This window comes from Microcystis sp. M144S2 (assembly GCF_020246065.1).
Lineage (GTDB): Bacteria > Cyanobacteriota > Cyanobacteriia > Cyanobacteriales > Microcystaceae > Microcystis > Microcystis ichthyoblabe_A.
The window spans coordinates 1-22,948 of sequence record NZ_JADBTR010000122.1 but is presented as its reverse complement, the minus strand read 5'-3'; the positions used below and the strand labels follow the sequence as shown (position 1 = coordinate 22,948).

The following is a 22,948-nucleotide window of genomic DNA, read 5'->3' as shown; positions in this document are numbered from 1 at the left end:
GAGAAATTTTCTAACAAATGTCAGCAATCAAAACTTGTTCGTACTTAGCTGCCGCTTGCTGCCAAGTATAATTATCTTCGATTAATTTGCGAGCATTTCTAGATAATTTTTCTCGCAACTCTGCCGATTCAAAAAGACTACTAATCGCCGTACAATATTCCTCAATACTATTAGCCCTTAAGGCTGCTAAAGGAACATTATTTCCTTCAACTGTTAATCCTTCTAAACCTCGATCGCTGGCTACCACTGGCACCCCCGCAGCCATAGATTCTAGGGTTTTAAACTTCATTCCAAAACCTGTTCTTAGGGGAATAACTGCCACAGTTGCCTGATGAAGATAGGTGGTCATTGATGGTACTCGTCCCGTCACAATTACTCCTTTTAACTTAGTTAATTCTTGCACTTCTAGGGATGGATTAGCACCGACTAGAGTTAAAGTAGTCTCGGGATAAGTAATTTGAATACGAGGTAAAATTTCCCTAGCTAAAAAACAGGCCGCATCGATATTAACCCAATAATCTAACCCACCGATAAAAACTAAATTATGTCCAGCAGGATCCTGGGAACGATAGGGAAACAAATCTAAATCTACTGCATTAGGAATTAAATAAATCTCTCCATTGGGGGCAAATTCTTCCATTTGTTTTTGATCATCATCGGTAGTGACGACAATTTTTGAGAATTTCTGCACAGTTTTTTGTTCGTAGCGACCCATGAGAGGAAGGTAGAGACGATCCCGTAATTCTTGACTAGAAACCCCAATTTCTAATTGACTTTTGCAGGTTTGATAGAGGGAACTATGCACATCAATTACTGTCCTAATTTGCTGTTGCCATTGGGGACGAATATAAATTTCATTAACACTATGTTCACTGGTAATTACTGAGAATTTTTGACTATTAACTGCCCTATCTATCCAGTTCTGCATCTCTTGAGAATAGCCAAAAAGTACATTGGGAGGGGTTCCCGTTTGCAGGAATTGAGCTAATCTTTGCAGTTTAGCAATTATTCCAGTTTTGGCATCTCGAGGACGGGGAAAAACTACCAATTCACTAACAAAGTTACCTAACTTTTCTACCTCCTCATCGCTGACATCAGCAGTACGCTGAACGATGAGAGTAATATCATGATTTTTGCTGAGATACTTGAGTAAATTAAAAGTTCTGCCCTGAGTTCCCCCTCTGGTTGGTGGATAGGGGAAGGCGGAACTAATCATTAAGATATTCATAGCTATTCCTCTAAACGATTTTCTACCATCATGCGGACAATATCGGTCATTTTGTATCGTGCTTGCCAACCTAATTTTTCCTTAGCTTTGTTGGGATTGCCGCGACTAATGGCTAAATCTGTTGGTCTTAATAAACTTTGATCGGAAATTACATGATCTGGCCAATTTAAGCCAACAGTAGCAAAAGCTGTGGCGACAAAATCCTCCAGTTTTGAACTTTCTCCCGTGGCAATGACGTAATCATCGGGTTGCTCCTGTTGCAGCATTAAATACATCGCTTCAACGTACTCTGGCGCCCAACCCCAATCCCTTTGAATATCCATATTTCCTAAGTGTAAAGTCTCGGTACTTCCCCGGGCAATTTTAGCCACGGCAGCGATAATTTTTTGGGTAACAAAGCGATCGGGACGCAGGGGAGATTCATGATTGAAAAGTATGCCTGAACAGGCAAAAATTCCGTAGGCTTCTCGATAATTAGCCACTTCCCAAAAAGCCGCCGATTTGGCCACAGCGTAGGGACTGCGAGGACGAAAAGGGGTATTTTCGTCGGCAGAATTATCGCCGATATCCCCGAAACATTCACTCGATCCTGCATTATATAATTTAATTTCTGCTCCGGTAAATCGAATTGCTTCTAAGAGATTTAAGGTTCCCGTGGCAATACTTTCTAAGGTTTCCACCGGCTGCTCGAAGGATAAACCCACAGAACTTTGTCCAGCCAAATTATAGACCTCATCGGGCTGAATTTTAATTAAGACTTGTAGGACACTGCGAAAGTCGTTCAGTGCCATCGATTCTAGTTTTACCTGTTCCTTGATTCCCAAACGTTTCAGGTTACTAAAAGAGGACATTTGGGCATCCCGGGAGGTGCCACAAACTGTATAGCCAGCTTTTAACAGTAATTCGGCTAGGTAGGCTCCATCCTGGCCCGATATACCACAAATTAACGCTTTTTTACCCATTTATTTACAATAATTTACTTTTGAGGGGTTAACATCGCCTTGGCGGCCTCGCTTAAATAACCGATTTGTCCGTAGGCATAGAGAAGATTCTCAAACCTTTTAGCGGGATCATTGATAAATTTGACAGATTTAACCAATCCTCTCACCAAACGCTCACCTCCTCGCCTAAATTGAGCCAATCCCGTCCTTCCTGCCACTTCTTCCCGGTAGTGTTCGCTGATGCCTTGCCACCAACTGCGACGCATAAACCATTGACGATTGATTCTTTCCGGGGCAACATTGTGTTCCACCAATGCTTCGGGAAAATAGCCCACTTGCCATCCCTGGGCGAGTGCCAGTTCTGTAGTGTATAATTCCTCATTAGAGAGAAGTTTTTTGCCAATTCTTCCCAAATTAGGGTCAAAACCGCCAATTTTCTCCAAGAAATCTCGCCGAATCGAGTAATTAACCCCTCGCGGAGTTAAATTCGCCTGGCTAATGTATACCACATTGTCGCCCAAATCGAAAGCCCCTAAACCCCCTGCTAACTCATCGGATAACCAATTGGGTTGACTGTAGCCTTGCGGCCAAATTAAGGTGACTTTTCCCCCTGCTACTGCCAGTTTTTGGTTATTTTCGTAGGCATTTAACAGAATTTGCAACCATTGAGTACTTGCAATCGCATCGTCATCCAAATAGGCTAAAATCGGCGCTTTAGTTTCCTTCGCCCCGCGATTTCTGGCGGTAGATAGCCCTAAAATAGGTTCGTAAACGTATTTTAGCCGCCCATCTCCCAGACGCGACTGGGCCACTTGACGGGTTTTATCGGTAGATGCGTTATCAACCACTAAAATCTCACAATCTGCGCAAGTTTGCGCCAAAAGACTATCGATCGCTCCTGCTAGGTAGTGATCGCGGTTGTGGGTACAGATAATCCCTGCTATTTTAGGAGCCATGGCTATCAAGGTTACTCATTCAATACCCTAAAACTTAACATTCCTTTGGAAAAATGTAAAAATACTTTTAAAGCCGTCAGCCGTCAGCCGTCAGCCGTCAGCTAGACAATAGTGATGATAACTAGAAAAATGACCAATTAATTGCCGGTTCTTCGGTTTGTGTTATGCAATAGACGGGGTTATAAGAGATGAAACCATTATAGAGAAAGACATTTGGCTATTTTTGTCAATTGTTTTCCATCTAGAACGAATTAATCAATTAAGTCTCTGGCCAAATAAGGATGTAGTCTATTTATGCCACCCGCTCGAACCATACCAAGTAACGAAGAGCCTAATTGCCTTTCTCAAGTAACAAGCTGATAACTGATAACTGATAACTGATAACTGATAACTGATAACTGATAACTGATAACTGATAACTGATAACTGATAACTGAAATATTATGCCAAAAGTAAGTGTTTGTATTCCCACCTATAACCGCGCCGATTATCTCAGCTATTCGATTAATACTGTGTTGCGGCAGACCTATGAAGATTTTGAGTTAATTGTCTGTGATGATGGTTCTTCTGATCGTACCCCAGAAGTGGTGGCAGCATTTGAGGATTCGAGAATAATTTATCTGCGTCATCCTCAAAATATGGGCAGAAGTTTAAATATGCGATCGGGTTTTACCGCTGCTCGGGGAGAATATTTTATTAAATTCGATGATGACGATGGACTAACTCCTGAATTTTTAGCGAAAACTGTCCCTATTTTAGATCAAGAAAAAAACGTTGATTTTGTCTGTACAGATCACTGGATTATTGATAGATTTGGACAAAGAGTTGCATCAGCAACAAAAAAAAATTCAGCGAAATGGGGCAAAGATAGATTACAACAAGGGATTATTCCTGATTTAGAAAGACAAACTTTTTCCTGTAAAAGTTTACAGGTGGGTTCGACTCTTTTTCGTTATCAATCTTTAGCCGATGTGGATTATATGCGCCCTCAGGCGGATGGTTGTGAAGATTTTGATTTATTAGTGCGTTTAGCTTTAGCGGGAAAACAAGCTTATTTTCTGCCAGAATTATTAATGGAATATCGTTTCCATGGGGGGCAAACTAGCTTAAAACAAGCGGTTCACTTTTTGCAAGCAAACTTGTTTTGTACAGAAGGTTATCACTTTAATGATGTAAAATTAGAAGAAGAAAGAGTGAAAAGGACAGCTTTTTTACAGGAATGTTTGGGGATAAAATTAATTGAAAAGGGAGAAACCGAAGCCGGGCGAGTTTTAATAGAAAAAGCCTCGCAATTGTCAGGCAAATCCCCAAGGGCCAGACTGGGTTTACTGCTTTCCTATTTACCTCTAAACTTGAGACAATTAGCTTTTCAAGGTTTCCGTCAACTACGCCCCAAAGATTACGTCGAACAGGTGAGAGCCGTATAAACTATAACTTATAAGTAGGTAGGTGTTAAAAATTGTCAGACACCCCCCTTATCAAGGGGGGATTAAGGGGGTATCGAAGGCAAAATCTATCTTCTATTTAATTAGAACCACTTACTTAGCAGTTATCTTAATGGTGACAAGATAGGAAGTTTTCCTTTTGGGGAGTGGGTCGTCGATACCAAATTAGGTTACACTTCATCTTTGTGGGAAAAGCCGCCAGTTTTTTAATTTAACTATCTATGGATACTATTCACGTTACAGGAATTCGTGCCTACGGTTACACAGGATATCTGGCCGAAGAACAGGTTTTAGGTCAATGGTTTGAGGTGGATTTATCCCTGGAAGTTGATATCAGCATTGCTGGCAAAAGTGACGCAATTGAAGATACTCTAGATTATCGACAGGCGATCGAAATTGTCAAACACCAGATTGAAACCAGCAAATTTGCCCTCGTGGAAAAATTGGCCACGGTTATCGCTGAGGATATCCTACAACTCGAGGGCGTGCGACAGGTAAGAGTACAATTATCGAAACCCGCCGCCCCAATTCCCAACTTTACCGGTAAAATCACCATCGATATCACTAGATCTCGTTGAGTTTACGCGTATTATCGACTAAACTTCGCGCAAAAGCGTCAAAACGTTGGGAAAGCTTCTCATCAAAGATTTTTCCTTCTTCGTTGAAGACTTTCCACGCTTGTCCTAAGCTAATTTGTTCCGGAATTACCCAAGCGTGAACCCAACGGAGAATGATTCTTAAATCATTGAGGGCGTTACTATTGGATTGGCCGCCTAAAACACTGATTAATCCAGCAACCTTTCCCGATAACTCCTCAAAACTCATTAAATCTAGGGCATTCTTCATCACACCACTGACACTACCATGATATTCTGGTGTCGCCAAAATTAATCCCGCTGCCGATTTAACCGTTTGCTGCATTTTGGCCACATCGGGATAGTCAGAATAGTCATCTCCCCCGTTACAGAAGGGTAAAGAGAGTTTTCTCAGGTCAATTATCTCCGTTTCTATTCCTAACGCCCCTATTCGACTGATAGCAACTTCTAACGCCATCGCACTATAGGATCCTGGGCGTAAACTGCCATTAATACCAACGATTTTGATCATAGAATTTATACGAACTCATAACGACTACATATAAGCTAACAAAAAAAGAGGTAATTGGGGCAAGCTTAGTTAAAAAAATATGTCGATGGGGCGGAGAGAGCGATCGATCTAAGTTTTAATAGGAGTAGAAAGAAAGATTTATTCCATTTCCCCTCATTGCCATGCCAGAATTTCTCGATTTTCTCAAACATAAATATGCCTATGTGGCTATTGGTGAATTTAAACCGGGGTGTTTTTCCGAAGCCCAAAAACTCTACGAAAAGGCCGTTTCCACCTATTCCACGGGATTCCAGGGAGCTTTTCTGCTGCAAAAACCCGGAACCGACGAAGGAATTGCCGTGATCATCTGGGATAAAATCGATGATATGGAGGCAAATAAAAGCGAAGCCCACGAATTATTGCTGAAATCCATGGCTCCTCTGTTTGCGAAACCGCCTGTCACCGATTTTTATGAAGTATGTAGCGAGATAGAAGGTTCCCCCATTTAGGGATAATGTTTCTTTTCGGTGGCGATTAATTTGGCGGCTAAAACCCCGCCTAGGAAACCAAATAAATGTCCTTGCCAAGAAATCCCCGGACGGGAAGGCAAAACGCCCCAAATTGTGCCACCGTAGAGTAAAAAGACTAGAATTGACAAGAGTATAGAAGGAATATTTCTCTGGAAATAGCCCCGCAGTAATAAAAAACCTAAATAGCCAAAAATCAAGATACTTGCCCCGATATGGATAGATCCGGGAGCAGCAAATAACCAGACTCCTAACCCCCCTACCAGCATAGTTAACCCAGTCACAATAAAAAAGTCACTGGTTTCCTGTAACATCACCAACCAACCGAGAATCAGAAAAGGAACCGTATTAGCAATAAGATGGGGAAAGTCACCGTGTAGGAAAGGTGCGAAAAGAATACCCCGCAATCCGATGACTTGATGGGGAATAATCCCAAAATAGTCTAAACTGCCCCGAAAAACAAATTGATCTAAAATCTCTAACAGCCAAAAAATCGCCACAAAAGTAGCGAGGATTATTGCTTGGGTTTTTATTTCTTGCCGTGATCCTTGACTCATAAGATTGATGGATGAGCTATTTTTTCCCATTATAGCCCCCCAGATCAGTTATCAGTTATCAGTTATCAGGTGTGAGTTTTCAGTTTACTGTTTACTGTTTACTGCGGGACAAAGAGAGGCTAATTGACAGGAAAAACAAGCGGGATTTCTTGCTTTACAAACCGCCCGGCCGTGGTAAATAATACTAATAGAAAAAGTTTCCCAATCCGGTTGAGGTAGTAAAGCCATTAAATCCCGTTCAATTTTCACCGGATCGTTATTAGTAGTTAAACCCAAACGATTACTTAAGCGCTTAACGTGGGTATCTACTGTCACACCCTCAATAATCGCGTAAGCGTGAGCAAGTACCACATTAGCCGTTTTTCTAGCTACCCCGGGTAAAGTTAATAATTCCGCCATTGTCTTGGGTACTTCTCCTTGAAAATCCTTGAGGATTTTTTGACAAGCACCCTGAATATTTTTAGCTTTATTGCGATAGAATCCCGTGGAACGAATCAGGGTTTCTAACTCCTCTCGCTCGGCAAAAGCTAAGGATTTAGCATCGGGAAAACGGGCGAATAAAGCAGGAGTTACCTTATTTACCCGCTCATCAGTGCATTGTGCCGAGAGAATAACTGCCACCAATAACTGCACAGGAGTTTGATAATTTAAACTACAGGTTGCCTCTGGATATAATCGCTTTAAGTTGCTTAAAATCTCTAGGGCGCGCAGTTGAAGCTGAGTTTTTTTTCGAGGGGCCATCACTGGAATAAATCCTGAAAAACTGCTAGGTTAGCCGTGTCGCGCACGATTAAGAAAACTCCTAATCCTAAGAGTAAAACTAGACCTGTTTGCATGATGTTATCTTGCAGTTTAGTTGGGAGAGGTTTACCTACTAAAGCCTCGATTAATAAAAATACCAACTGACCACCATCAAGAGCAGGTAAAGGCAGAATATTAATCACCGCTAAGTTAATACTAATTAGGGCGGCAAATTGAAAAAGATTACCCGCATCATTACGAGCGATTGCTGCTCCATATTCGACAATTTTAACCGGTCCTGCTACCTGTTGAACACTGTCTTTAAAGTTACTAACTAACTGCCCAAAACCTTGCACGGTTAATACAATTAATCGTTGAAATTCACCCGCACCCAAGCTAAAAGCTTGACCAAAATTATCGGCTTTCAGGCGAGTTTCTTCACCGTTGGGAGCCAATCTCACCCCAATTTTACCCTGACCATCACTTCCCAATTCCGGAGTAACGATTAAATCGAGAGTTTCTGTGGGGCGTTTGATGGTTAATTTTAGGGGTTGATCGGGGGAAGATTGAATAATGTCACGGAAGTCAATAATGGCATTCTGAGAAGCACCAAGGGGCTGATCATTGATAGCGAGAACAATATCACCCGCTTGTATTCCCGCTTGTTTAGCGACGGAATTTTCAGCAGTGAAAACCTCTGGAATAATGACCCCTTCTTGATAGTTAATTTGGGGAAAACCCACCGTAGCGACTTGGGTAACAAGCAAAAAATAGGCAAAAATTAAATTAGCAATTACTCCCGCACTAATGACGATAGCTCGATCGAAAACGGGACGATTGCGTAATAAATCAGGATCGTTATTGGGAATTTGACTATCGGGATCGTCATCGGGAAAACCAACGTAACCCCCCAAAGGAATGGCGCGGAGGGCGTATTCTGTTTCTTTACCTTGATATTTAGCTAAAGCTGGACCAAAACCGATGGAAAAGCGATTAACATGGATAGATTGCCAACGAGCAGCGGCAAAATGACCTAATTCGTGAACGACAATTAATAGGGCAAGGACACCGATCGCTATTAAAACTGACATGATGATCAAAATATAATGAATTAGCTTTTGTTAATTGTAAGCGATCCTCCCGGGCAGATTGCAAAAAATCTCTAGTTATCGCTAATTTTTCGATCATTTATGCTAAAAGTGATCTTAACCGCCTAATCTGACCCGACGGAGAGCGATCGATGCCTTTGAGTGAGCGCGCCCAGCAATTAATCCCAAAAGCGAGAATCATCAGTTTCGCCAATTGGCCCTATCAGCAAGCAGCGATCGCTGTTTGGCAACAAGCGGATAATCAAACTCGCTATCTCGACGATAGGGATTTAGATACTATCGTCAATTTAGAGCCTGATTTACTGGTTTCTAGTCAGCAAGCTCGAAAACTGCGGGATAATGCTAATAGTATCGTCGATAACGCTCGTCAGGCTTTATCAAGCCAATTTCCCACCATTTTTCAACCCGGAGGCGATCTTCATCCACCCCACCGCGCCGAAGCTTGTTGGCGTGATTTCTGGAACTTTTTACGTTGTATTACCTACGGTGTCGCCGGACAGCAGATTCCCTACACCAGTGCCGAGGGATTGGAAAATATGCGTCTTCTTTACCAAGAATTACAAGTACCATTAGGGGCGATGATTTCGGGGTTAGAAGCCTTAAAACAATACAGTTTAGATTATTTTAGCGACTCAGAAAAAACCGCAATTGCTCCCTATTTCGATCACTTAATTACGGTTATGAAAAAGTTTTAAAACCGAGGCATTTAATCCGTGTTAAAATAGTGAGGCCAACAGTTAAAAATGCCGCTCACCGAGGTTAAAACTCCGTTGAACCCATGAAATCATCGGCGCGGGTGGGCCTCTTCGGGCCACCAAAAACCTCGATCGAGTGCCTGGCGGGTCGAGGTACTTTATAAAATGAGGGAGATTCTATGGATGCCAAAGCGAAATTACTAGAATTGATCGCTGGTAGAAATCGCGGACTCCTGGCCACGGAAAGCGACCGCGTGCGGATTTTAGCGGCGATCGAACAATTGGAGGACCACAATCCCCATCCTCATCCCCTCGAAGTTAAACAACTATTAGGGGGCAATTGGCGTTTACTATTCACCAGCAGCCGCGACATTCTGGGGCTAGATCGCCTACCTTTTTTTCAATTGGGGCAAATTTATCAATATCTTGACCTGAACAAGGCCAAACTCTACAATATTGCTGAAATTACGGGCGTACCTTGGTTAGAAGGAGCAGTGATCGTCGCCGCTACCTTTGAACCCACCTCCGAGCGTCGGGTTATGGTCAAATTTGAGCGCTCGATCCTCGGTCTGCAACGTTTTCTCAATTATCATTCTCCCCAAGAATTTATCGACGCGATCGAAAGTGGCAAAAAATTTCCTCCCCTCGATTTTTCCTTCAATAATCGTGAACAAAAAGGTTGGCTCGATATCACCTATCTCGATGAAGATCTCCGCATCGGCCGCGGCAGCGAGGGCAGCGTCTTTATTCTCGCTAAGGAAAAAACCTAACTTAAGTAGGTAGGCGTTAAAAGTTGTCAGATCCCCCCTTATCAGGGGGGGATTAAAGGCAAAATCCATTTTTAATTTAATTATAACCAGCTACTTATTACCATAAGACTAAATACTAGGCAATAGGTAATCAGTTTCTAATAACCAGATTTAGGATTAAAATCAAATTATTGTACTATCATTACTCCCAAGTATGTTACCAAAATGTCTAACGAAACCGTTACTTATAGTCTTGAATCTGTACTCAAGGAAATCAAAGACAGCATCAAGGAGGTTAACCAAAAAATCGATACCCTACAAAGAGATGTCACCCAAAAAATCGACACCTTGCAACAGGATGTTAACCAGAAATTTGACAGCCTACAGAAGGAAGTTAACCAAAAAATCGACACCTTGCAACAAGATGTTAACCAGAAATTTGACAGCCTACAGAAGGATTTTAACCAGAAATTTGATAAGATCGACGAACGGCTAACTAAGCTAGAGGTAGGACAAGCAAAACTAACTGAGAAAGTCGATGGGATGGATAGAAGACTAGAAAAGGTGGAAGGAACCCAAAAAAATCAAGTTTGGACGTTAATTATTCTTTTAGGAGGAGCGATCGGAACGGCAGCGTGGCGCTCTTTCTTTTCTGGTAATCCTTAGAAATATTACTATAATTTCTCACTTTAGGGTAGTTATGAGGGGAAATTACCAGATGTCAAACTCAGGTTAAAAATAAGGGATATTTAACCCATTTACAACTAAAGGAAACTTAACCACCCCCAGAAAGAAAGCAACGATTAAGGGATATTTTCAGGTTTCTAATCTCCGAATTTCCTGATCGCACTTTTGAACATATCCTGCTAACCCCAATGCTTGAAATAATTCCCGCGACTGAAGAAATGCTTCTTTCGCTTCCGATATACGTTTGAGTTTATAGTAGGTAAACCCCAGATTAAACCAAGATTTCGCTTCACCCCTCCGATCACCGATTTCCCGTTTGATTGCTAAGGACTGTTGATAAAACTCGATCGCTTTTTACCTGACTGATGCGACGAATGTTTAAAACATCCCTCATCAGCTTAATTTGACTAACACAGCGTTCAAGTTGTTGCAGGTCTTTTACTTCAATTTTCAGGGAAATTAAAGCAGGTTTGCCGAAATTAGTCTTAACTCCGGCAGTGCGAACGTTAATATTTTGGTCACTTAAACAAGAGAGAATACCTCTTAAAACCCAAACGCGATCAATCACTTCAATCTGAATATTTACTGGATAAATTGGATAACTTCCCTGCTCATCTATGGGGTTCCAACTAACAGGAATTAAGCGTTCAGCTTCGGCTTTTGCCACATTCGAGCAGCCCTGACGGTGAATAACAATACCTTCCCCCGCATGGGCAACTATACCAGTAATATTTTCCCCGGGTAAAGGACAACAACAACCAGCTAAACGATAGACTAATCCCTCCACACCGGCGATCGGTGATTTACTCCTTCCCCGATCACCGATTTCCCGTGTGATTGCTAAAGACTTTTTATGAAACCTGATCGCTTTTTGGTATTTTCCCAGACAATAGTAAACATTGCCTAAATTATTGTAGGATTTCGCTTCACCCATCCGATCACCGATTTTCCTTGTAATTGCTAGGTGCTGTTCATCAAACTCGATCACTTTTTGGTATTCTCCTAGAAAATAGTAAATACCGGCTAATGAGTCGAGACTCGCAACTAAATCAAGTTCTAGATTTAACTCTTTTTGTAAATCGATCGCTTTTTGATAATACTCGATCGCAAGCTGTTGTTCCTGACGATAATCTGACAATGGCAGATTTAATAAACGAAGGTTATAAATCTTAGCTAAACTGGCATATAAACTCGCTAGTCTTGGCTCTTTTTTGCCTTTATTTACCTCGATTTGCTCGATTAGTTCTAACAAGTCTTCCTTAGAGATTAAAGGAATATCTTTATCTATAGTAATTTCGTCAAAAGATTGTAAAATTGGTAAAAATTCCTGACAAGGTAAAAAGTTACTTGGAGGAGAAATAAAGCGAAAAACTCCTTTTCTCCAACTCCAAAAATCGGGGGACTTTTTGCGTAAATTTACTTCCACTGTGCTTGTTACCCAAAGAACGATGGAATAGGGAAATTCTCGCAATCCTTCCCTTGTCCATTGCAGATAACCAAAAAATTTATCTAGTTCCGATTTTTCCTGTTGCCATTCGATCGAGTGTAATTTTTCCACTCCTGTGGTTGTGATCACGGCGTCTTTGCTTTGTAATAACTCTGGTTTTCTGGAGACTAAACTAGCAATTGCTGCTCTTAAACTCGGTTCTTTTTGATCTAAATCAATCCGATAACAAGGGATTACTGGTTCTAATTCTTTGCTATAGCGATCGATGATTTCTTCTCGCAATTTTTCCTGATCACACACACAAATCAATATATTTAATCTCTCTTGATTTGCCTCTAGAGACACGATTAAACCTTCGTATTCTCTTTCATTTTGGTCGGTAATTGAAGATGTTTCATTATTCATAATAAGTGGATAAATGTTAAAAACTGTCAGATACCCCCATTAGGTAGGGTTGATTCATGAATCAACCCTACGGATCAAGGAGTGATCCGCATTCCCCTTATCAAGGGGGGTGCGGATCCCCCCGCCTATCGGCACCCCCCTTATCAAGGGGGGCAGGGGGGATCCATCTTCAATTTAATTATAACTACTTATTTATCCCATTCAAATTGTTCCTCTTTTTTTCATTAACTCAACTACAATCGGATGCACGTTATACCAGAGATCGCCATTGCGGTATTCTAAGATATATAAACCATGCAACAGATCTAGAAAATTTTGATCCTTGAGATCCTTCGGTTTTGACTTTTTATAAACAGTTTTAATAATTTCCTCATCTGCTGTACCGATACTTTCAGCAAAATCGAGACTAAGTTCTGTGATTGATTGTTCTAAAACAGCTTGATTAATTTTTAGGGTATTATCATCGGGATAACGACGAATTGATCGCAAACAAACCCGACAGCAATCATTAGTAATGCGAATTAATTCTCGTAACACTCCCCCACTATAAAGACAAATTTTTTCAAGGGTGTCAGAATCGATTAAAGCGGGATCGATGCGCTTAGTGATAATCTCGGTTAAAGTAGCAATAATTTGCGGATCGGGTATAGCATTAGGTGAATTAATGTCTCCCTGTTTAAAGAGTTTATATACAGGCATTTGCACGATCTGATCGTTGGTTTCTGTTTGGAGAGTTGCCTTTAAAGCTACTTCTCTTAAAGCGGCGATCGGAATAGTCATAATAATCCGAAAACCGGGCAACATAATCGCTTTAATATGGGATTGAAAAATATCCCTTACCTGTGCTAAGTCAATTTTATCAATGTCATCAACAATTACTAAGATTTTTTTCTGACTTTGGGACTCGATCGCACTAGCTATAATGTTAATTTGGGCAACTAGATCGGTAATTCTCCGCTCATATTTTTGTTTGATTTCCTCGCGAATAGTCGAATTAATCTTGAGAATTCCTTTAATGTGAGCTAGTAAAGAAGAAAAGTTAAAACCTGTTTCGATAGTGGCATCTGCTTGATTGGTTTCCGTGCGAATTTGTTCAGCAAACCATTGATAAAAGCTTTTTTTAATAGAATCTTTAATAGTTAAATTTTGGGCTTCCGCTTCTGACATCATCTGAACGGCGATCGAGAATAAAATATTAACATGATTTACGTCTGACATTTCGATCATGTCTGAGATCGAGAAGAAAACAACAAAATAGCGATCATCTAACTTTCTTTTAAATTCGTAGAGTAGGGTTGACTTACCACAACCCCGATGTCCTGCTAGAATAATTTTTCCGTCTTCCGAAGGACTATCTTCGACCAATTGTTCTAATTCGTCGATAATTTCTGTGCCGTATTTAACAGCAAAACGCTGTAATTCTTTATCCGATCGCAGGGGTAAAAGTTCCAAATTGCGATAGGCTTCTCGAAAGGGTTCCAGTAAAGGACTAACCATAAGTAATTAGGGTTTGCGGCAAAAAGTTTTTCGTGGGGGTAGGGTGTGGGGTGTGGGAATTATGAATTATGAATTATGAATTATGAATTGGGTAGTTGGCTCTTCTAGGTTCTGTGTGATAAGTTTAACTTACAGAGGATCGATCAATCTTTGTGTCCTTTGTGTCCTTTGTGTCTTTGTGGTTCCTTCCACTTGCTCGCCAGAAAGAATGTATCTTACCACTTGCTCGCCAGAAAGAATGTATCTTAGAATACATTTTGTCCACCAAACCTAAGAGAGCCAAAAAATTAACTGATAACTGATAACTGATAACTGTTATTTTTCTGCTGCCCAACTGTCGGGAGTGTAGGTTTTTAATGCCAAAGCATGGATGGCTTCGGTAGCCAGTGCCGATTGTAAAGCGCCATAAACCATTTGATGCTGTTTAACGCGGGTTTTGCCAGCAAATTCGCCAGAAATAACCACCGCTTCCAAATGATCACCACCTCCCGTTAAATCCCGAACCATCACCTGTGCATCGGGGATTTGTTCTTGAATCATCGCTTCTACTTGGCGAAAGTCAACCATCGTAACTCCTCAAAACAATTAAAGATACTCTGATCCCATTGTTACCGAAAGCTCGTCAATGGGGACAAAATTTACTGCCGTGGGGGGGAGTTGTTAGGAGTTGCCGATGTGGGAGTCGGTGCGGAGATGGGTGTGCTGACAAATCCCATCTCGTAGAGTTGTTGATAGCTTTTTTGTCCTAATTCACTGGTGGGGTTTTGGGATTGAATCACCTGAATTAACAAAGGAACCGCCAATTCTGGCTGATTTTGCGCCCTATGGACCAAAGCAAGCTGATAGGTGGCTTCATCCCGCAGTTGTCCGGTGTTTAAAGCACTTTGACGCTGAGAATCGAATACTTTTGGGTCAATTCCTGAGAAACTATTAGCTAATTGCAGATGATAGTTAGATAGTTGGTTAAAAATCCGACGCGCTTGATTGAGTTTGTCCACAGCGACATCGTATTTAGCGGCATTAATAGCGGCGTTCGCTTCTTCCACTAAACGTTGTCCCCCCTGAAGACTCAGGACACTATCGGCTTGATTTAAGGGTTTCAATTCGTTAGGATCGCTGGCAGGAGTGTTTGAGTCGGGGGTTTGTGCTTGTCCGTCAGGTGCGATCGCAATAACTAAACCGATCACCAGAGTGAGCAGATAAATTAAACTATAAGGCTGTTTTCGCTTAACCATAAAATTTCTCGACTTAATGTTCCAGATGGGAACGGCTATTTTTTTTAACATCGACAACTGACCTATAGTAGCTTTTTTGGGGCAGTTTCGATCCGACCCCAGCTTTCTAGACGTTAGTTTTAGCGGTTTTGTCGCCATGGCAAGTGCTGTTTTTTCCCGAAAAATCAGTACAAGTCCCCAAAAAGTTAGTTTATTCCTCCCGATTAATGGTTTAAATACCGATAATTCACCCGTTGGAAGGCTGTCCAGATAGAATAAAGAGAAAGTAGGAGTTTAGTTAAAATGTCCTTATCACTGATTACGCGTAAGTTTACGGTGGAAGAATACGAAAAAATGGCAACCGAGGGAATAATCAAACCCGATGAAAAAGTGGAATTAATTCGAGGAGAAATTATCAAAATGTCACCGATGGGAACCCGTCATGCTTCTAGTGTAGATAGATTAATACAATTATTCTATCAAAAATTAGGACAGAAAATTATTCTCAGGGTGCAAAATCCGATTAGATTAAATAATAATTCTCAACCAGAACCAGATTTAAGTTTACTAATACCTCGATCAGATTTTTATGTTGCTGCCTATCCTTGTCCTCAAGATATCTATTTAATTATTGAAGTTTCTGACTCTACCATCGATTATGATCACTATACTAAAATCCCTCTTTATGCGGAAGCAAATATTCAAGAAGTTTGGATCGTTAATCTCAAGGAAGAATGTTTAGAAGTTTATCGCCATCCTCTGCATGGTAGTTATCAAGCTATTCAGAAATATTATCGAGGTGAAATTATTTTTATTGAATCCTTTCCAATAATAGAGTTAACTTTAATTGAAATACTCGGTAATAAAAGTTAGATCAAAAGTTAAACTTAGATATCGTGAGGATTAATGCCTAATTCCCGCAGTTTATTCGCTAATCGTTCCGCTCGTTGTTTTTCCTGATTATAGCTAGTAAAAGCTTGTCCATCGGGATAAAAAAGCAACATTTCCGGTTCCCCTAACTGAAATTGAATTTATTAATTGATTTTTAAAAAATGGTAAGTAGCTGGTTTTAATTAAATTAATACCAATTCTCCAAAGTCTGACTACAGAAGTTTAATCCCCCTAAATCCCCCTTAAAAAGGGTGACTTAAATTCGATGTGTAGTTTTCATTTAGAGAAATGGTATAAAAATGGATTTTGGGTTCGATCCCCCCAACCCCCCTTGATAAGGGGGGCTTTGATCCCTCCTTATTAAGGGGGATCTGACAATTTTTAACACCTAACTAATTAGAAAGAAAAAGAATACCCAAAAAGTTCTATCTACAACTTTTGCAAGAGGGATCAAGGAGAAAATCAAGGATTTACAATCTCGGTTTCAGAACAGTCCACTGGGTTACGGGGGCCATGGCTTTCCAACCTAAAAACTTGCCGACCGGTTCGGCTTTTTCAATGCCAATTCGCAGCAGTTCCCCTCCTAATTTACTATGCCATTGCAAGAGGACTAATTCGCTTTCAATTGTAACAGTGTTGGCAACAAGACGACCCCCGGGGCGCAGGGCTAACCAACAGGTTTCCAATAGGTGGGGTGTGGTGATACCGCCACCAATAAAAATAGCGTCCGGTTGCGGTAAATCTTCCAAGGCGCTCGGTGCGATTCCAGCGACGATTTGCAGATGGGGCGTTCCCAGGGCGGCGGCATTATCGGCAATGTATTGTAATCTGGTGGGATGATGTTCGATCGCAATACCCTGGCAACGGCGATCGCTACGCAGCCACTCAATGGCAATGGAACCACAACCTGCCCCCACATCCCAGAGCAATTGTCCGGGTAGGGGAGCCAATCTACTCAGTGTGATAGCACGAACTTCTCTTTTTGTCAACTGTCCGTCATGATGGTAAGCAGAATCCGGCAGTCCTGGAAGGCGCGGCGCCAGGGTGGGGGGATGGGAGGAGATGCAGCTAATGGCGATGACATTTAGATCCGCCAGATCTGTAAACTCCCAATCGTCCGCGATGCCTTGAATGTGGCGTTCTTGGGTTCCTCCTAGATGTTCTAAAACCGTGATGGAACTTTCGCCAAAACCTCCCTCCCTGAGCAGCCGAGCAGCGATCGCCGGAGTCTGGGCATCGGCACTCAGTACCAGCAGTTTAGCACCGGGATAAAGCACCCCATTCAAGCAGGCAGGAGGCCGACCGCACAAACTCAAAGTTTCCACTTCACTCAGGGACCAACCCAAACGACTACAGGCAAGACTAAAGCTAGAAGGAGAGGGAATAATCGTCATTTCCTCAAGGGGAATCTGACGGGTGAGGGTGACACCAATTCCGTAGCACATAGGATCACCACTGGCCAAAACACAGACGGATTGACCACGACGGCGGATAATCTCGTTAATGGAGTCTTGAATCGGAGAAGTCCAGAGCAGTTTTTGCCGTTGATCCTCTGGGGGTAACATTGCCAGATGTCGTTCACCACCGACAATAACTGATGCTAAAGAAAGCAGACTTCGCCCCACCGAACTTAACCCTTCTAAGCCATCTTCACCAATTCCTATGATCGATAGCCATTTCGACTGACAATTGCGATCCGCCATATTAAAAAAAATCGCTACTATTTCATTATCTGCCATCAGGCTCTATCCTTCAAACAAGATATAATCGTGTTAGTGCCAAGTTAATTAAGATGAAAAATTATGACCACCACCGCCGATGATGTTTGGAAATTATTAGCCGAATTAGCAGAAGCTCAAAAAGAAACCGAGCGGATTCTCAAAGAACAATCTTTAGAAACCGAGCGTATTCTCAAAGAACAATCTTTAGAAACCGAGCGTATTCTCAAAGAACAATCTTTAAAAACTGATCGCCAAATTACCAGACTCAGTCAAGAAATTGGTAATCTTGGCGGTAAATGGGGTCGTTTTGTCGAAAATATGGTAGCCCCAGCTTGTGAGACTTTATTTTTAAATCGTCAGATTCCCGTACATCAAGTTAGTCAAAGAGTCAGAAAACGTCTCGACGGTAAAACCCTAGAAATTGATGTGTTAGTAACTAATGAAAATCATGTGCTAGTAGTGGAAGTCAAAAGTAGTTTAAGTGTAGATGATGTCAAAGAATTAATCAAGAATCTAACAGAATTTAGGCAATTTTTCCCAGAATATAACCAGAAACAATTATATGGGGCAGTGGCAGGCATTGAAATCGAAGAAGGAGCGGATAAATATGCTTATCGTCAAGGTTTATTTGTCTTGGCACAAAGGGGTGAAAATGTAGCAATTCTTAACGATACTGAGTTTCAACCGAAAACGTGGTAGGGGCTTTAAAAACAAGATATAATCGGGTTAGTGCCAAGTTAATTAAGATGAAAAATTATGACCACCACCGCCGATGATGTTTGGAAATTATTAGCCGAATTAGCAGAAGCTCAAAAAGAGACAGAAAGATGCTTTCAAGAAACCGAGCGACGCTTTCAAGAAACCGAGCGGATTCTCAAAGAACAATCTTTAAAAACCGATCGCCAAATTACTAGACTCAGTAAAGAAATTGGTAATCTTGGCGGTAAATGGGGACGTTTTGTCGAAAATATGGTAGCCCCAGCTTGTGAGACTTTATTTTTAAATCGTCAGATTCCCGTACATCAAGTTAGTCAAAGAGTCAAAAAACGTCTCGACGGTAAAACCCTAGAAATTGATGTGTTAGTAACTAATGAGAATCATGTGCTAGTAGTGGAAGTCAAAAGTAGTTTAAGTGTAGATGATGTCAAAGAATTAATCAAGAATCTAACAGAATTTAGGCAATTTTTCCCAGAATATAACCAGAAACAATTATATGGGGCAGTAGCAGGCATTGAAATCGAAGAAGGAGCGGATAAATATGCTTATCGTCAAGGTTTATTTGTCTTGGCACAAAGGGGGGAAAATGTAGCGATTCTTAACGATACTGAGTTTCAACCGAAAACGTGGTATGATCCTTAAACTTGTCTTTGGGAAAGTCCAGTGCAATTCTGGTACTGTGCCGCAGCTGTAATCAAGTAAAAAGTAAAAAGAGTACATCTTCCCTTTTTCCTTGCGAGTCAGAATACCAATTACAAGCTTTTGATCGGTAGTATAGACAACTAATTTTCTAACTACTTCTCTGCGTCGCATGGAGAACAAACAACGGTGAATTGGTTAGTTGAAGCAAATGCTTGTCCCGGTTTATTTTATGGAACTGCTGCCCAGGATGGGTTTTTAATTCGTCTCCGCACCCCCGGTGGATGGCTCAATTCTCCACAGGGAAAAGCGATCGCCAATTGGCTCGAACAATGGCAGACGACAATACAAGTTACCAATCGGGCAAATTTGCAAATTCGCGGACTGCAAAAATCCCCCACTTTAGAAGCATTTCAAACCCTGCAAAAATTAGGGTTAGCTGCCCATAATCCCAGTGTTGATCATCTGCGTAATATCATGTCTAGTCCCACTGCCGGAATTGACTGCCAAGAATTGATCGATACTCGTCCATTAGTCCAAGAATTAGATAATTTTATCCAAAATTATCCATCAATTGCCCAACTAAGTCCTAAATTTAGTATCGGTATCGATGGCGGTGGTGCAGTGGGAATTGGCACCGGTTCAACTATGGCCTGGCAACACCGCTATAATGAGATTCAGCTATCGGCAATTACCGTCAAAAATCCGACAAATTTAACTTCTCTTGTTTGCTTTCGATTAGCACTCGGAGGAGATAAACAATTCTATGACACGGAATTGTTAATTGAGCCAGAAAACTGTTTAGCTGTGGTCAAAGCTTTAGTAAAGGTTTATGTCGATTATGTTCAACAAACCCCCAATATCAAGGGTAAAAAACCGAGGATGAAACACCTGCTCAAAGATTGGGGATTAGCAAAATATCTCGAACAAGTTAACTACCAATTACATCGGACTTCTACCGGCATAATACAAGGGCAAGAATACCAGCAGGCTGCCCATTCTACTCAACCCTATTTTCATCTGGGAATTCATCCTCAAAAGCAACCCGGATTGTCTTATATTGGTCTATCATTAAGATTAGGACAATTGACGGCTAATCAACTATGGGGATTAGCGACACTATCAGAAACTTTTGGCAGTGGTCAGTTACGATTAACCCCTTGGCAGACTGTTATATTACCCGATATTCCCGATGAAAAAGTGTCAGAATTGTTGCCAAAACTGGCATCCTTAGGATTATCCGCTTCTCCCGGATGGGATGCGGGGATAGTTGCCTGTAGCGGTAAACCGGGCTGTGCGGCGGCGGCCACTGCAACTCAAATTCATGCTTCTCTCTTGGCAGATTATTTGAAAGAACGCTTAACCTGCAATTCTCCTGTTAATATTCATTTGACAGGTTGTGCTAAATCCTGCGCTCAACCGGGTCCAGCCGAAATTACCCTTTTAGGAACTACTATCGAGGAAAATGGCCAAATACTAGAAGCTTATCAAGTCTATGTGGGTGATAGTCAAAAGTTCTTAGAAACACCCATATTTGAGGGAGAATTTACCAAGATTTCCCCCCTCATAGCCCAAATTTTAAGCTCCCAAAACTCGAAAATTTTAGATAAATAGAATGGAATACATTAAGAATGGTGAGGAAATTTACCGCAAATCTTTTGCTATTATTCGGTCCGAAACTAACTGGGAAAATCTCCCCGATGATTTAGCTCATGTGGCGGTTCGTCTAATTCATTCCTGTGGGATGACAGACATAACAAAAGATTTAGAAGCATCACCGGACGCAGTTAAAATCGGACGAAATGCCCTCGCTGGGGGTGCAGCAATTCTCTGTGATTCTCAAATGGTCGCTAATGGCATTACCAAAGCGCGTTTACCTAAAGATAATCCGATTATTTGTACCCTCAATTATCCAGAAGTAACCGAGTTAGCACGGCAAATTAATAATACCCGATCCGCTGCCGCTTTAGAACTTTGGCGACCTCATTTAGCTGGAGCAGTGGTAGCCATTGGTAATGCACCAACCGCACTTTTTCGCCTACTAGAATTGCTCGATCAAAATGTAGATAAACCAGCTTTGATTTTAGGCTTTCCCGTGGGATTTGTGGGAGCGGCAGAGTCGAAATTAGAATTAGCAACTAATAGTCGTGGTGTGCCATTTATTACCCTGCACGGACGTAGGGGAGGCAGCGCCATCGCAGCAGCAGCAGTCAATGCTTTAGCAAAAGAGAACGAATTATGAATAAATTAGGCAAACTTTATGGATTAGGAATCGGGCCCGGTGATCCGGAATTGTTGACGCTAAAAGCACACCGGATTCTCACAACTGTTCCAGTAATTGCTTATCCTACCTTAGAAAGTGGCAAAGTTTTGGCACGAGCAATTGTGTCGGATTTTATCCGTCCCGAGCAGATAGAAATTCCCATGCCTTTACCTTTTAGTGCCGAGCGCAGTTCTCAACCTCATTATGATATTGCCGCCGAAAATATCGCCGAACATTTAAACTTAGGCCGAGATGTGGCGGTGCTATGTGTGGGCGATCCGATGTTGTATGGCACATTTATGTATATCTTTAATCGCTTGTGCGATCGCTTTTCCATTGAAGTCGTGCCGGGTATTTCTTCAGTGATGGCAAGTGCAGCAATGCTGGGTGTACCTATTACTTATCGAAATGACGTATTTAGTATCATGCCCGCTACTTTAGAGGCGGAAATATTGCGGGATCGCCTAGCATTTATCGATGCAGCAGCGATTATTAAATTAGGCAGACATTTCGCTAAAGTTCGTGATATTCTCGAGGAATTAGGATTATTAGAACGCGCCCTCTACATCGAACGAGCAACCTTACCCAATCAGCAAATTATTCCGATTACCGAAATCGATCCAGAGGCTGTCACCTACTGGTCATTAATTCTGATTCCTAGTAAAACTAAACCCCAATAATTCTATAGACATAGTTAAATCTTCTATCCCCTACCTGACAAAACCTATCGGGTTTAGATGATAGGAAGAATTTCATGAAGATTTTGCTAAAATTGTCGATGCCTATATTGGGAATGATCGAGTATATGTATTTATTGACGATTTAGATCGCTGTAAACATCCAAAATCAGCAGAGTTGATGCAAGCGATTAACTTGATGATTGCTGATGATCCGTCAGTGGTGTTGATTTTCTGACAGGGGGACAAGCGAGCTAAAAAATTTGCCAACAAAGGCTTCTGGCTTCTCTCGCTAGAAATAGATCGAGCGATTCTAGGCAAAAAGCTAACGAAAGAATTAGGGATAGGAGCGAGCTTACCAGGAATCATTATTAATAAGTGAGAGATGGTGCGGCGAACTTTTTCGAGCTAAAATCATGAAAAGTTTACGATATATGGATTTCAGCCTTCTTGTCCCCCTGTCAGGTTTCTAGGATGACATCCTCGTATAAATCCCGAAAAGATGCCGTCAGATTAATACTCTGCAAACTAAAACTTTCTTGCTGATAGGTTTGCAGAATCCATAAACCCTGTTCACCCCGTCGAAAAGTTTCCACTCGTTGGTGTTTACTATTCACTAAGACATATTCCTCTAAACTTTCTAGAGTTTGATAATCATTAAATTTATCCCCCCTGTCAAAAGCTTCTGTAGAATCGGAGAGAACTTCGATAATCAATTTAGGAAAACTTTTGTAGGTAGCAGTTTCTCTATCTCTG

General features: G+C 41.5%; 28 protein-coding genes, 1 pseudogene and 1 riboswitch. Of the genes and pseudogenes, 15 read left to right on the top strand and 14 right to left on the bottom strand.

Annotated features, from left to right (window positions below):
• Window positions 1–10: 10 nt before the first annotated feature.
• From IM462_RS14660 to IM462_RS14650, 3 genes are read right to left on the bottom strand one after another with little or no spacing between them, the layout of a single operon-like run.
• Complete coding sequence (locus IM462_RS14660; protein WP_287702956.1) at window positions 11–1,228, bottom strand: glycosyltransferase family 4 protein; 1,218 nt, start codon at window positions 1,226–1,228, stop codon at window positions 11–13.
• A 2-nt stretch (window positions 1,229–1,230) separates the two neighbouring features.
• Window positions 1,231–2,190, bottom strand: coding sequence for a GDP-mannose 4,6-dehydratase (locus IM462_RS14655; RefSeq protein WP_287702954.1), 960 nt, complete (start codon window positions 2,188–2,190; stop codon window positions 1,231–1,233).
• 14 nt (window positions 2,191–2,204) lie between these two features.
• Window positions 2,205–3,125, bottom strand: a complete 921-nt coding sequence (locus IM462_RS14650) for a glycosyltransferase family 2 protein (protein WP_287702952.1) — start codon at window positions 3,123–3,125, stop codon at window positions 2,205–2,207.
• Window positions 3,126–3,282: 157 nt separating this feature from the next.
• On the opposite strand from IM462_RS14650, the gene IM462_RS21275 reads away from it, so the two are divergent.
• From IM462_RS21275 to folB, 3 genes are all read left to right on the top strand, one after another.
• Window positions 3,283–3,477 (top strand): hypothetical protein, encoded by a 195-nt coding sequence (locus IM462_RS21275; protein WP_008199145.1) that lies wholly within the window; start codon window positions 3,283–3,285, stop codon window positions 3,475–3,477.
• 91 nt (window positions 3,478–3,568) lie between these two features.
• Entirely contained in the window at window positions 3,569–4,552 is a 984-nt protein-coding gene (locus tag IM462_RS14645; protein WP_287702950.1) for a glycosyltransferase family 2 protein, read from the top strand.
• Window positions 4,553–4,791: 239 nt separating this feature from the next.
• Window positions 4,792–5,148 (top strand): dihydroneopterin aldolase, encoded by a 357-nt coding sequence (gene folB, locus IM462_RS14640; RefSeq protein WP_287702949.1) that lies wholly within the window; start codon window positions 4,792–4,794, stop codon window positions 5,146–5,148.
• Here the strand turns inward: folB and IM462_RS14635 are convergent.
• On the bottom strand, window positions 5,135–5,677 hold the full coding sequence (locus tag IM462_RS14635; RefSeq protein ID WP_287702947.1) for an NADPH-dependent FMN reductase: 543 nt from the start codon (window positions 5,675–5,677) through the stop codon (window positions 5,135–5,137). The two genes, folB and IM462_RS14635, sit on opposite strands and share 14 nt — an antisense overlap.
• A gap of 161 nt (window positions 5,678–5,838) precedes the next feature.
• On the opposite strand from IM462_RS14635, the gene IM462_RS14630 reads away from it, so the two are divergent.
• Window positions 5,839–6,165, top strand: coding sequence for an antibiotic biosynthesis monooxygenase family protein (locus IM462_RS14630; RefSeq protein WP_002759792.1), 327 nt, complete (start codon window positions 5,839–5,841; stop codon window positions 6,163–6,165).
• Here IM462_RS14630 and IM462_RS14625 read toward each other — a convergent pair.
• From IM462_RS14625 to rseP, 3 genes are read right to left on the bottom strand one after another with little or no spacing between them, the layout of a single operon-like run.
• The gene (locus tag IM462_RS14625) at window positions 6,162–6,770 is read right to left on the bottom strand and encodes a rhomboid family intramembrane serine protease (RefSeq protein ID WP_149976247.1); all 609 of its coding nucleotides are present in this window, start codon (window positions 6,768–6,770) and stop codon (window positions 6,162–6,164) included. The two genes, IM462_RS14630 and IM462_RS14625, sit on opposite strands and share 4 nt — an antisense overlap.
• Before the next feature lie 54 nt (window positions 6,771–6,824).
• Window positions 6,825–7,481, bottom strand: a complete 657-nt coding sequence (gene nth / locus IM462_RS14620) for an endonuclease III (protein WP_287702977.1) — start codon at window positions 7,479–7,481, stop codon at window positions 6,825–6,827.
• Window positions 7,481–8,572 carry an RIP metalloprotease RseP gene (gene rseP / locus IM462_RS14615; protein ID WP_287664514.1) on the bottom strand — a complete coding sequence of 364 codons (1,092 nt, stop codon included), beginning with the start codon at window positions 8,570–8,572 and terminating at the stop codon, window positions 7,481–7,483. The genes nth and rseP overlap by 1 nt, the downstream gene beginning before the upstream one ends.
• Before the next feature lie 149 nt (window positions 8,573–8,721).
• Here rseP and IM462_RS14610 point away from each other — a divergent pair, with 149 nt between their 5' ends.
• From IM462_RS14610 to IM462_RS14600, 3 genes are all read left to right on the top strand, one after another.
• Window positions 8,722–9,285, top strand: a complete 564-nt coding sequence (locus IM462_RS14610) for a bilin-binding protein (RefSeq protein ID WP_287702945.1) — start codon at window positions 8,722–8,724, stop codon at window positions 9,283–9,285.
• A gap of 179 nt (window positions 9,286–9,464) precedes the next feature.
• Window positions 9,465–10,055 (top strand): PAP/fibrillin family protein, encoded by a 591-nt coding sequence (locus IM462_RS14605; RefSeq protein WP_002747500.1) that lies wholly within the window; start codon window positions 9,465–9,467, stop codon window positions 10,053–10,055.
• 204 nt (window positions 10,056–10,259) lie between these two features.
• A complete protein-coding gene (locus tag IM462_RS14600) occupies window positions 10,260–10,700 on the top strand; it encodes a DUF4164 family protein (RefSeq protein ID WP_104397644.1) in 441 nt (146 codons plus the stop codon).
• A gap of 150 nt (window positions 10,701–10,850) precedes the next feature.
• Here the strand turns inward: IM462_RS14600 and IM462_RS14595 are convergent, their stop codons facing one another.
• The 3 genes from IM462_RS14595 to IM462_RS14585 all read right to left on the bottom strand — a co-directional run bounded on the left by IM462_RS14595 (window position 10,851) and on the right by IM462_RS14585 (window position 14,070).
• On the bottom strand, window positions 10,851–11,030 hold the full coding sequence (locus IM462_RS14595; protein WP_287702975.1) for a tetratricopeptide repeat protein: 180 nt from the start codon (window positions 11,028–11,030) through the stop codon (window positions 10,851–10,853).
• Entirely contained in the window at window positions 11,023–12,573 is a 1,551-nt protein-coding gene (locus IM462_RS14590; RefSeq protein WP_287702943.1) for a tetratricopeptide repeat protein, read from the bottom strand. The genes IM462_RS14595 and IM462_RS14590 overlap by 8 nt, the downstream gene beginning before the upstream one ends.
• Before the next feature lie 201 nt (window positions 12,574–12,774).
• Window positions 12,775–14,070 (bottom strand): P-loop NTPase fold protein, encoded by a 1,296-nt coding sequence (locus tag IM462_RS14585; RefSeq protein WP_287702941.1) that lies wholly within the window; start codon window positions 14,068–14,070, stop codon window positions 12,775–12,777.
• Window positions 14,071–14,152: 82 nt separating this feature from the next.
• Between IM462_RS14585 and IM462_RS21055 the strand changes: the two genes are divergently transcribed.
• Window positions 14,153–14,344: a hypothetical protein gene (locus IM462_RS21055; protein ID WP_353737362.1), complete on the top strand. Its 192-nt coding sequence runs from the start codon at window positions 14,153–14,155 to the stop codon at window positions 14,342–14,344.
• Window positions 14,345–14,385: 41 nt separating this feature from the next.
• On the opposite strand, the gene IM462_RS14580 is transcribed toward IM462_RS21055, so the two are convergent.
• Both IM462_RS14580 and IM462_RS14575 read right to left on the bottom strand, forming a co-directional pair.
• Window positions 14,386–14,637 carry a BolA family protein gene (locus IM462_RS14580; RefSeq protein ID WP_002755721.1) on the bottom strand — a complete coding sequence of 84 codons (252 nt, stop codon included), beginning with the start codon at window positions 14,635–14,637 and terminating at the stop codon, window positions 14,386–14,388.
• Window positions 14,638–14,708: 71 nt separating this feature from the next.
• Window positions 14,709–15,356, bottom strand: coding sequence for a hypothetical protein (locus IM462_RS14575; protein WP_194014101.1), 648 nt, complete (start codon window positions 15,354–15,356; stop codon window positions 14,709–14,711).
• A gap of 231 nt (window positions 15,357–15,587) precedes the next feature.
• Between IM462_RS14575 and IM462_RS14570 the strand changes: the two genes are divergently transcribed.
• Entirely contained in the window at window positions 15,588–16,157 is a 570-nt protein-coding gene (locus IM462_RS14570; protein WP_287702939.1) for a Uma2 family endonuclease, read from the top strand.
• A gap of 488 nt (window positions 16,158–16,645) precedes the next feature.
• Here IM462_RS14570 and cbiE read toward each other — a convergent pair whose 3' ends face one another.
• A complete protein-coding gene (cbiE, locus tag IM462_RS14565) occupies window positions 16,646–17,914 on the bottom strand; it encodes a precorrin-6y C5,15-methyltransferase (decarboxylating) subunit CbiE (protein ID WP_287702937.1) in 1,269 nt (422 codons plus the stop codon).
• Between the two features lie 63 nt (window positions 17,915–17,977).
• On the opposite strand from cbiE, the gene IM462_RS14560 reads away from it, so the two are divergent.
• From IM462_RS14560 to IM462_RS14535, 6 genes and pseudogenes are all read left to right on the top strand, one after another.
• Window positions 17,978–18,595, top strand: a complete 618-nt coding sequence (locus IM462_RS14560) for an NERD domain-containing protein (protein ID WP_287702935.1) — start codon at window positions 17,978–17,980, stop codon at window positions 18,593–18,595.
• Between the two features lie 57 nt (window positions 18,596–18,652).
• Window positions 18,653–19,255 carry a DUF3782 domain-containing protein gene (locus IM462_RS14555; RefSeq protein WP_287702933.1) on the top strand — a complete coding sequence of 201 codons (603 nt, stop codon included), beginning with the start codon at window positions 18,653–18,655 and terminating at the stop codon, window positions 19,253–19,255.
• A riboswitch (cobalamin riboswitch) is annotated at window positions 19,226–19,384 on the top strand. (Overlaps the previous gene by 30 nt.)
• A gap of 57 nt (window positions 19,385–19,441) precedes the next feature.
• Window positions 19,442–20,866 (top strand): precorrin-3B synthase, encoded by a 1,425-nt coding sequence (gene cobG, locus IM462_RS14550; RefSeq protein WP_287702931.1) that lies wholly within the window; start codon window positions 19,442–19,444, stop codon window positions 20,864–20,866.
• Between the two features lies 1 nt (window position 20,867).
• A complete protein-coding gene (locus IM462_RS14545) occupies window positions 20,868–21,494 on the top strand; it encodes a precorrin-8X methylmutase (protein ID WP_287702929.1) in 627 nt (208 codons plus the stop codon).
• Window positions 21,491–22,195 (top strand): precorrin-2 C(20)-methyltransferase, encoded by a 705-nt coding sequence (gene cobI / locus IM462_RS14540; RefSeq protein WP_287702927.1) that lies wholly within the window; start codon window positions 21,491–21,493, stop codon window positions 22,193–22,195. The genes IM462_RS14545 and cobI overlap by 4 nt, the downstream gene beginning before the upstream one ends.
• A 64-nt stretch (window positions 22,196–22,259) precedes the next feature.
• Window positions 22,260–22,424: pseudogene (locus tag IM462_RS14535) on the top strand (P-loop NTPase fold protein); the annotation flags it as partial.
• A gap of 229 nt (window positions 22,425–22,653) precedes the next feature.
• Here IM462_RS14535 and IM462_RS14530 read toward each other — a convergent pair.
• On the bottom strand, window positions 22,654–22,948 hold a 295-nt coding region (locus tag IM462_RS14530), incomplete at its 5' end, for a Uma2 family endonuclease (protein WP_287702925.1).

Bases quoted from the DNA above. Each gene is read 5' to 3' on its own strand.
- IM462_RS14635 (WP_287702947.1), bottom strand. From the start codon at position 5,677: ATGATCAAAATCGTTGGTATTAATGGCAGTTTACGCCCAGGATCCTAT.
- IM462_RS14585 (WP_287702941.1), bottom strand. From the start codon at position 14,070: ATGGTTAGTCCTTTACTGGAACCCTTTCGAGAAGCCTATCGCAATTTG.
- IM462_RS14575 (WP_194014101.1), bottom strand. From the start codon at position 15,356: ATGTTAAAAAAAATAGCCGTTCCCATCTGGAACATTAAGTCGAGAAAT.
- IM462_RS14625 (WP_149976247.1), bottom strand. From the start codon at position 6,770: ATGGGAAAAAATAGCTCATCCATCAATCTTATGAGTCAAGGATCACGG.
- IM462_RS14590 (WP_287702943.1), bottom strand. From the start codon at position 12,573: ATGAATAATGAAACATCTTCAATTACCGACCAAAATGAAAGAGAATAC.
- IM462_RS21055 (WP_353737362.1), top strand. From the start codon at position 14,153: ATGAATTGGGTAGTTGGCTCTTCTAGGTTCTGTGTGATAAGTTTAACT.
- rseP (WP_287664514.1), bottom strand. From the start codon at position 8,572: ATGTCAGTTTTAATAGCGATCGGTGTCCTTGCCCTATTAATTGTCGTT.
- folB (WP_287702949.1), top strand. From the start codon at position 4,792: ATGGATACTATTCACGTTACAGGAATTCGTGCCTACGGTTACACAGGA.
- cobI (WP_287702927.1), top strand. From the start codon at position 21,491: ATGAATAAATTAGGCAAACTTTATGGATTAGGAATCGGGCCCGGTGAT.
- IM462_RS14660 (WP_287702956.1), bottom strand. From the start codon at position 1,228: ATGAATATCTTAATGATTAGTTCCGCCTTCCCCTATCCACCAACCAGA.
- nth (WP_287702977.1), bottom strand. From the start codon at position 7,481: ATGGCCCCTCGAAAAAAAACTCAGCTTCAACTGCGCGCCCTAGAGATT.
- IM462_RS14630 (WP_002759792.1), top strand. From the start codon at position 5,839: ATGCCAGAATTTCTCGATTTTCTCAAACATAAATATGCCTATGTGGCT.
- IM462_RS14570 (WP_287702939.1), top strand. From the start codon at position 15,588: ATGTCCTTATCACTGATTACGCGTAAGTTTACGGTGGAAGAATACGAA.
- cbiE (WP_287702937.1), bottom strand. From the start codon at position 17,914: ATGGCAGATAATGAAATAGTAGCGATTTTTTTTAATATGGCGGATCGC.
- IM462_RS14610 (WP_287702945.1), top strand. From the start codon at position 8,722: ATGCCTTTGAGTGAGCGCGCCCAGCAATTAATCCCAAAAGCGAGAATC.
- IM462_RS14600 (WP_104397644.1), top strand. From the start codon at position 10,260: ATGTCTAACGAAACCGTTACTTATAGTCTTGAATCTGTACTCAAGGAA.
- IM462_RS14645 (WP_287702950.1), top strand. From the start codon at position 3,569: ATGCCAAAAGTAAGTGTTTGTATTCCCACCTATAACCGCGCCGATTAT.
- IM462_RS14605 (WP_002747500.1), top strand. From the start codon at position 9,465: ATGGATGCCAAAGCGAAATTACTAGAATTGATCGCTGGTAGAAATCGC.
- IM462_RS14650 (WP_287702952.1), bottom strand. From the start codon at position 3,125: ATGGCTCCTAAAATAGCAGGGATTATCTGTACCCACAACCGCGATCAC.
- IM462_RS14580 (WP_002755721.1), bottom strand. From the start codon at position 14,637: ATGGTTGACTTTCGCCAAGTAGAAGCGATGATTCAAGAACAAATCCCC.
- IM462_RS14545 (WP_287702929.1), top strand. From the start codon at position 20,868: ATGGAATACATTAAGAATGGTGAGGAAATTTACCGCAAATCTTTTGCT.
- IM462_RS14555 (WP_287702933.1), top strand. From the start codon at position 18,653: ATGACCACCACCGCCGATGATGTTTGGAAATTATTAGCCGAATTAGCA.
- IM462_RS14560 (WP_287702935.1), top strand. From the start codon at position 17,978: ATGACCACCACCGCCGATGATGTTTGGAAATTATTAGCCGAATTAGCA.
- IM462_RS14655 (WP_287702954.1), bottom strand. From the start codon at position 2,190: ATGGGTAAAAAAGCGTTAATTTGTGGTATATCGGGCCAGGATGGAGCC.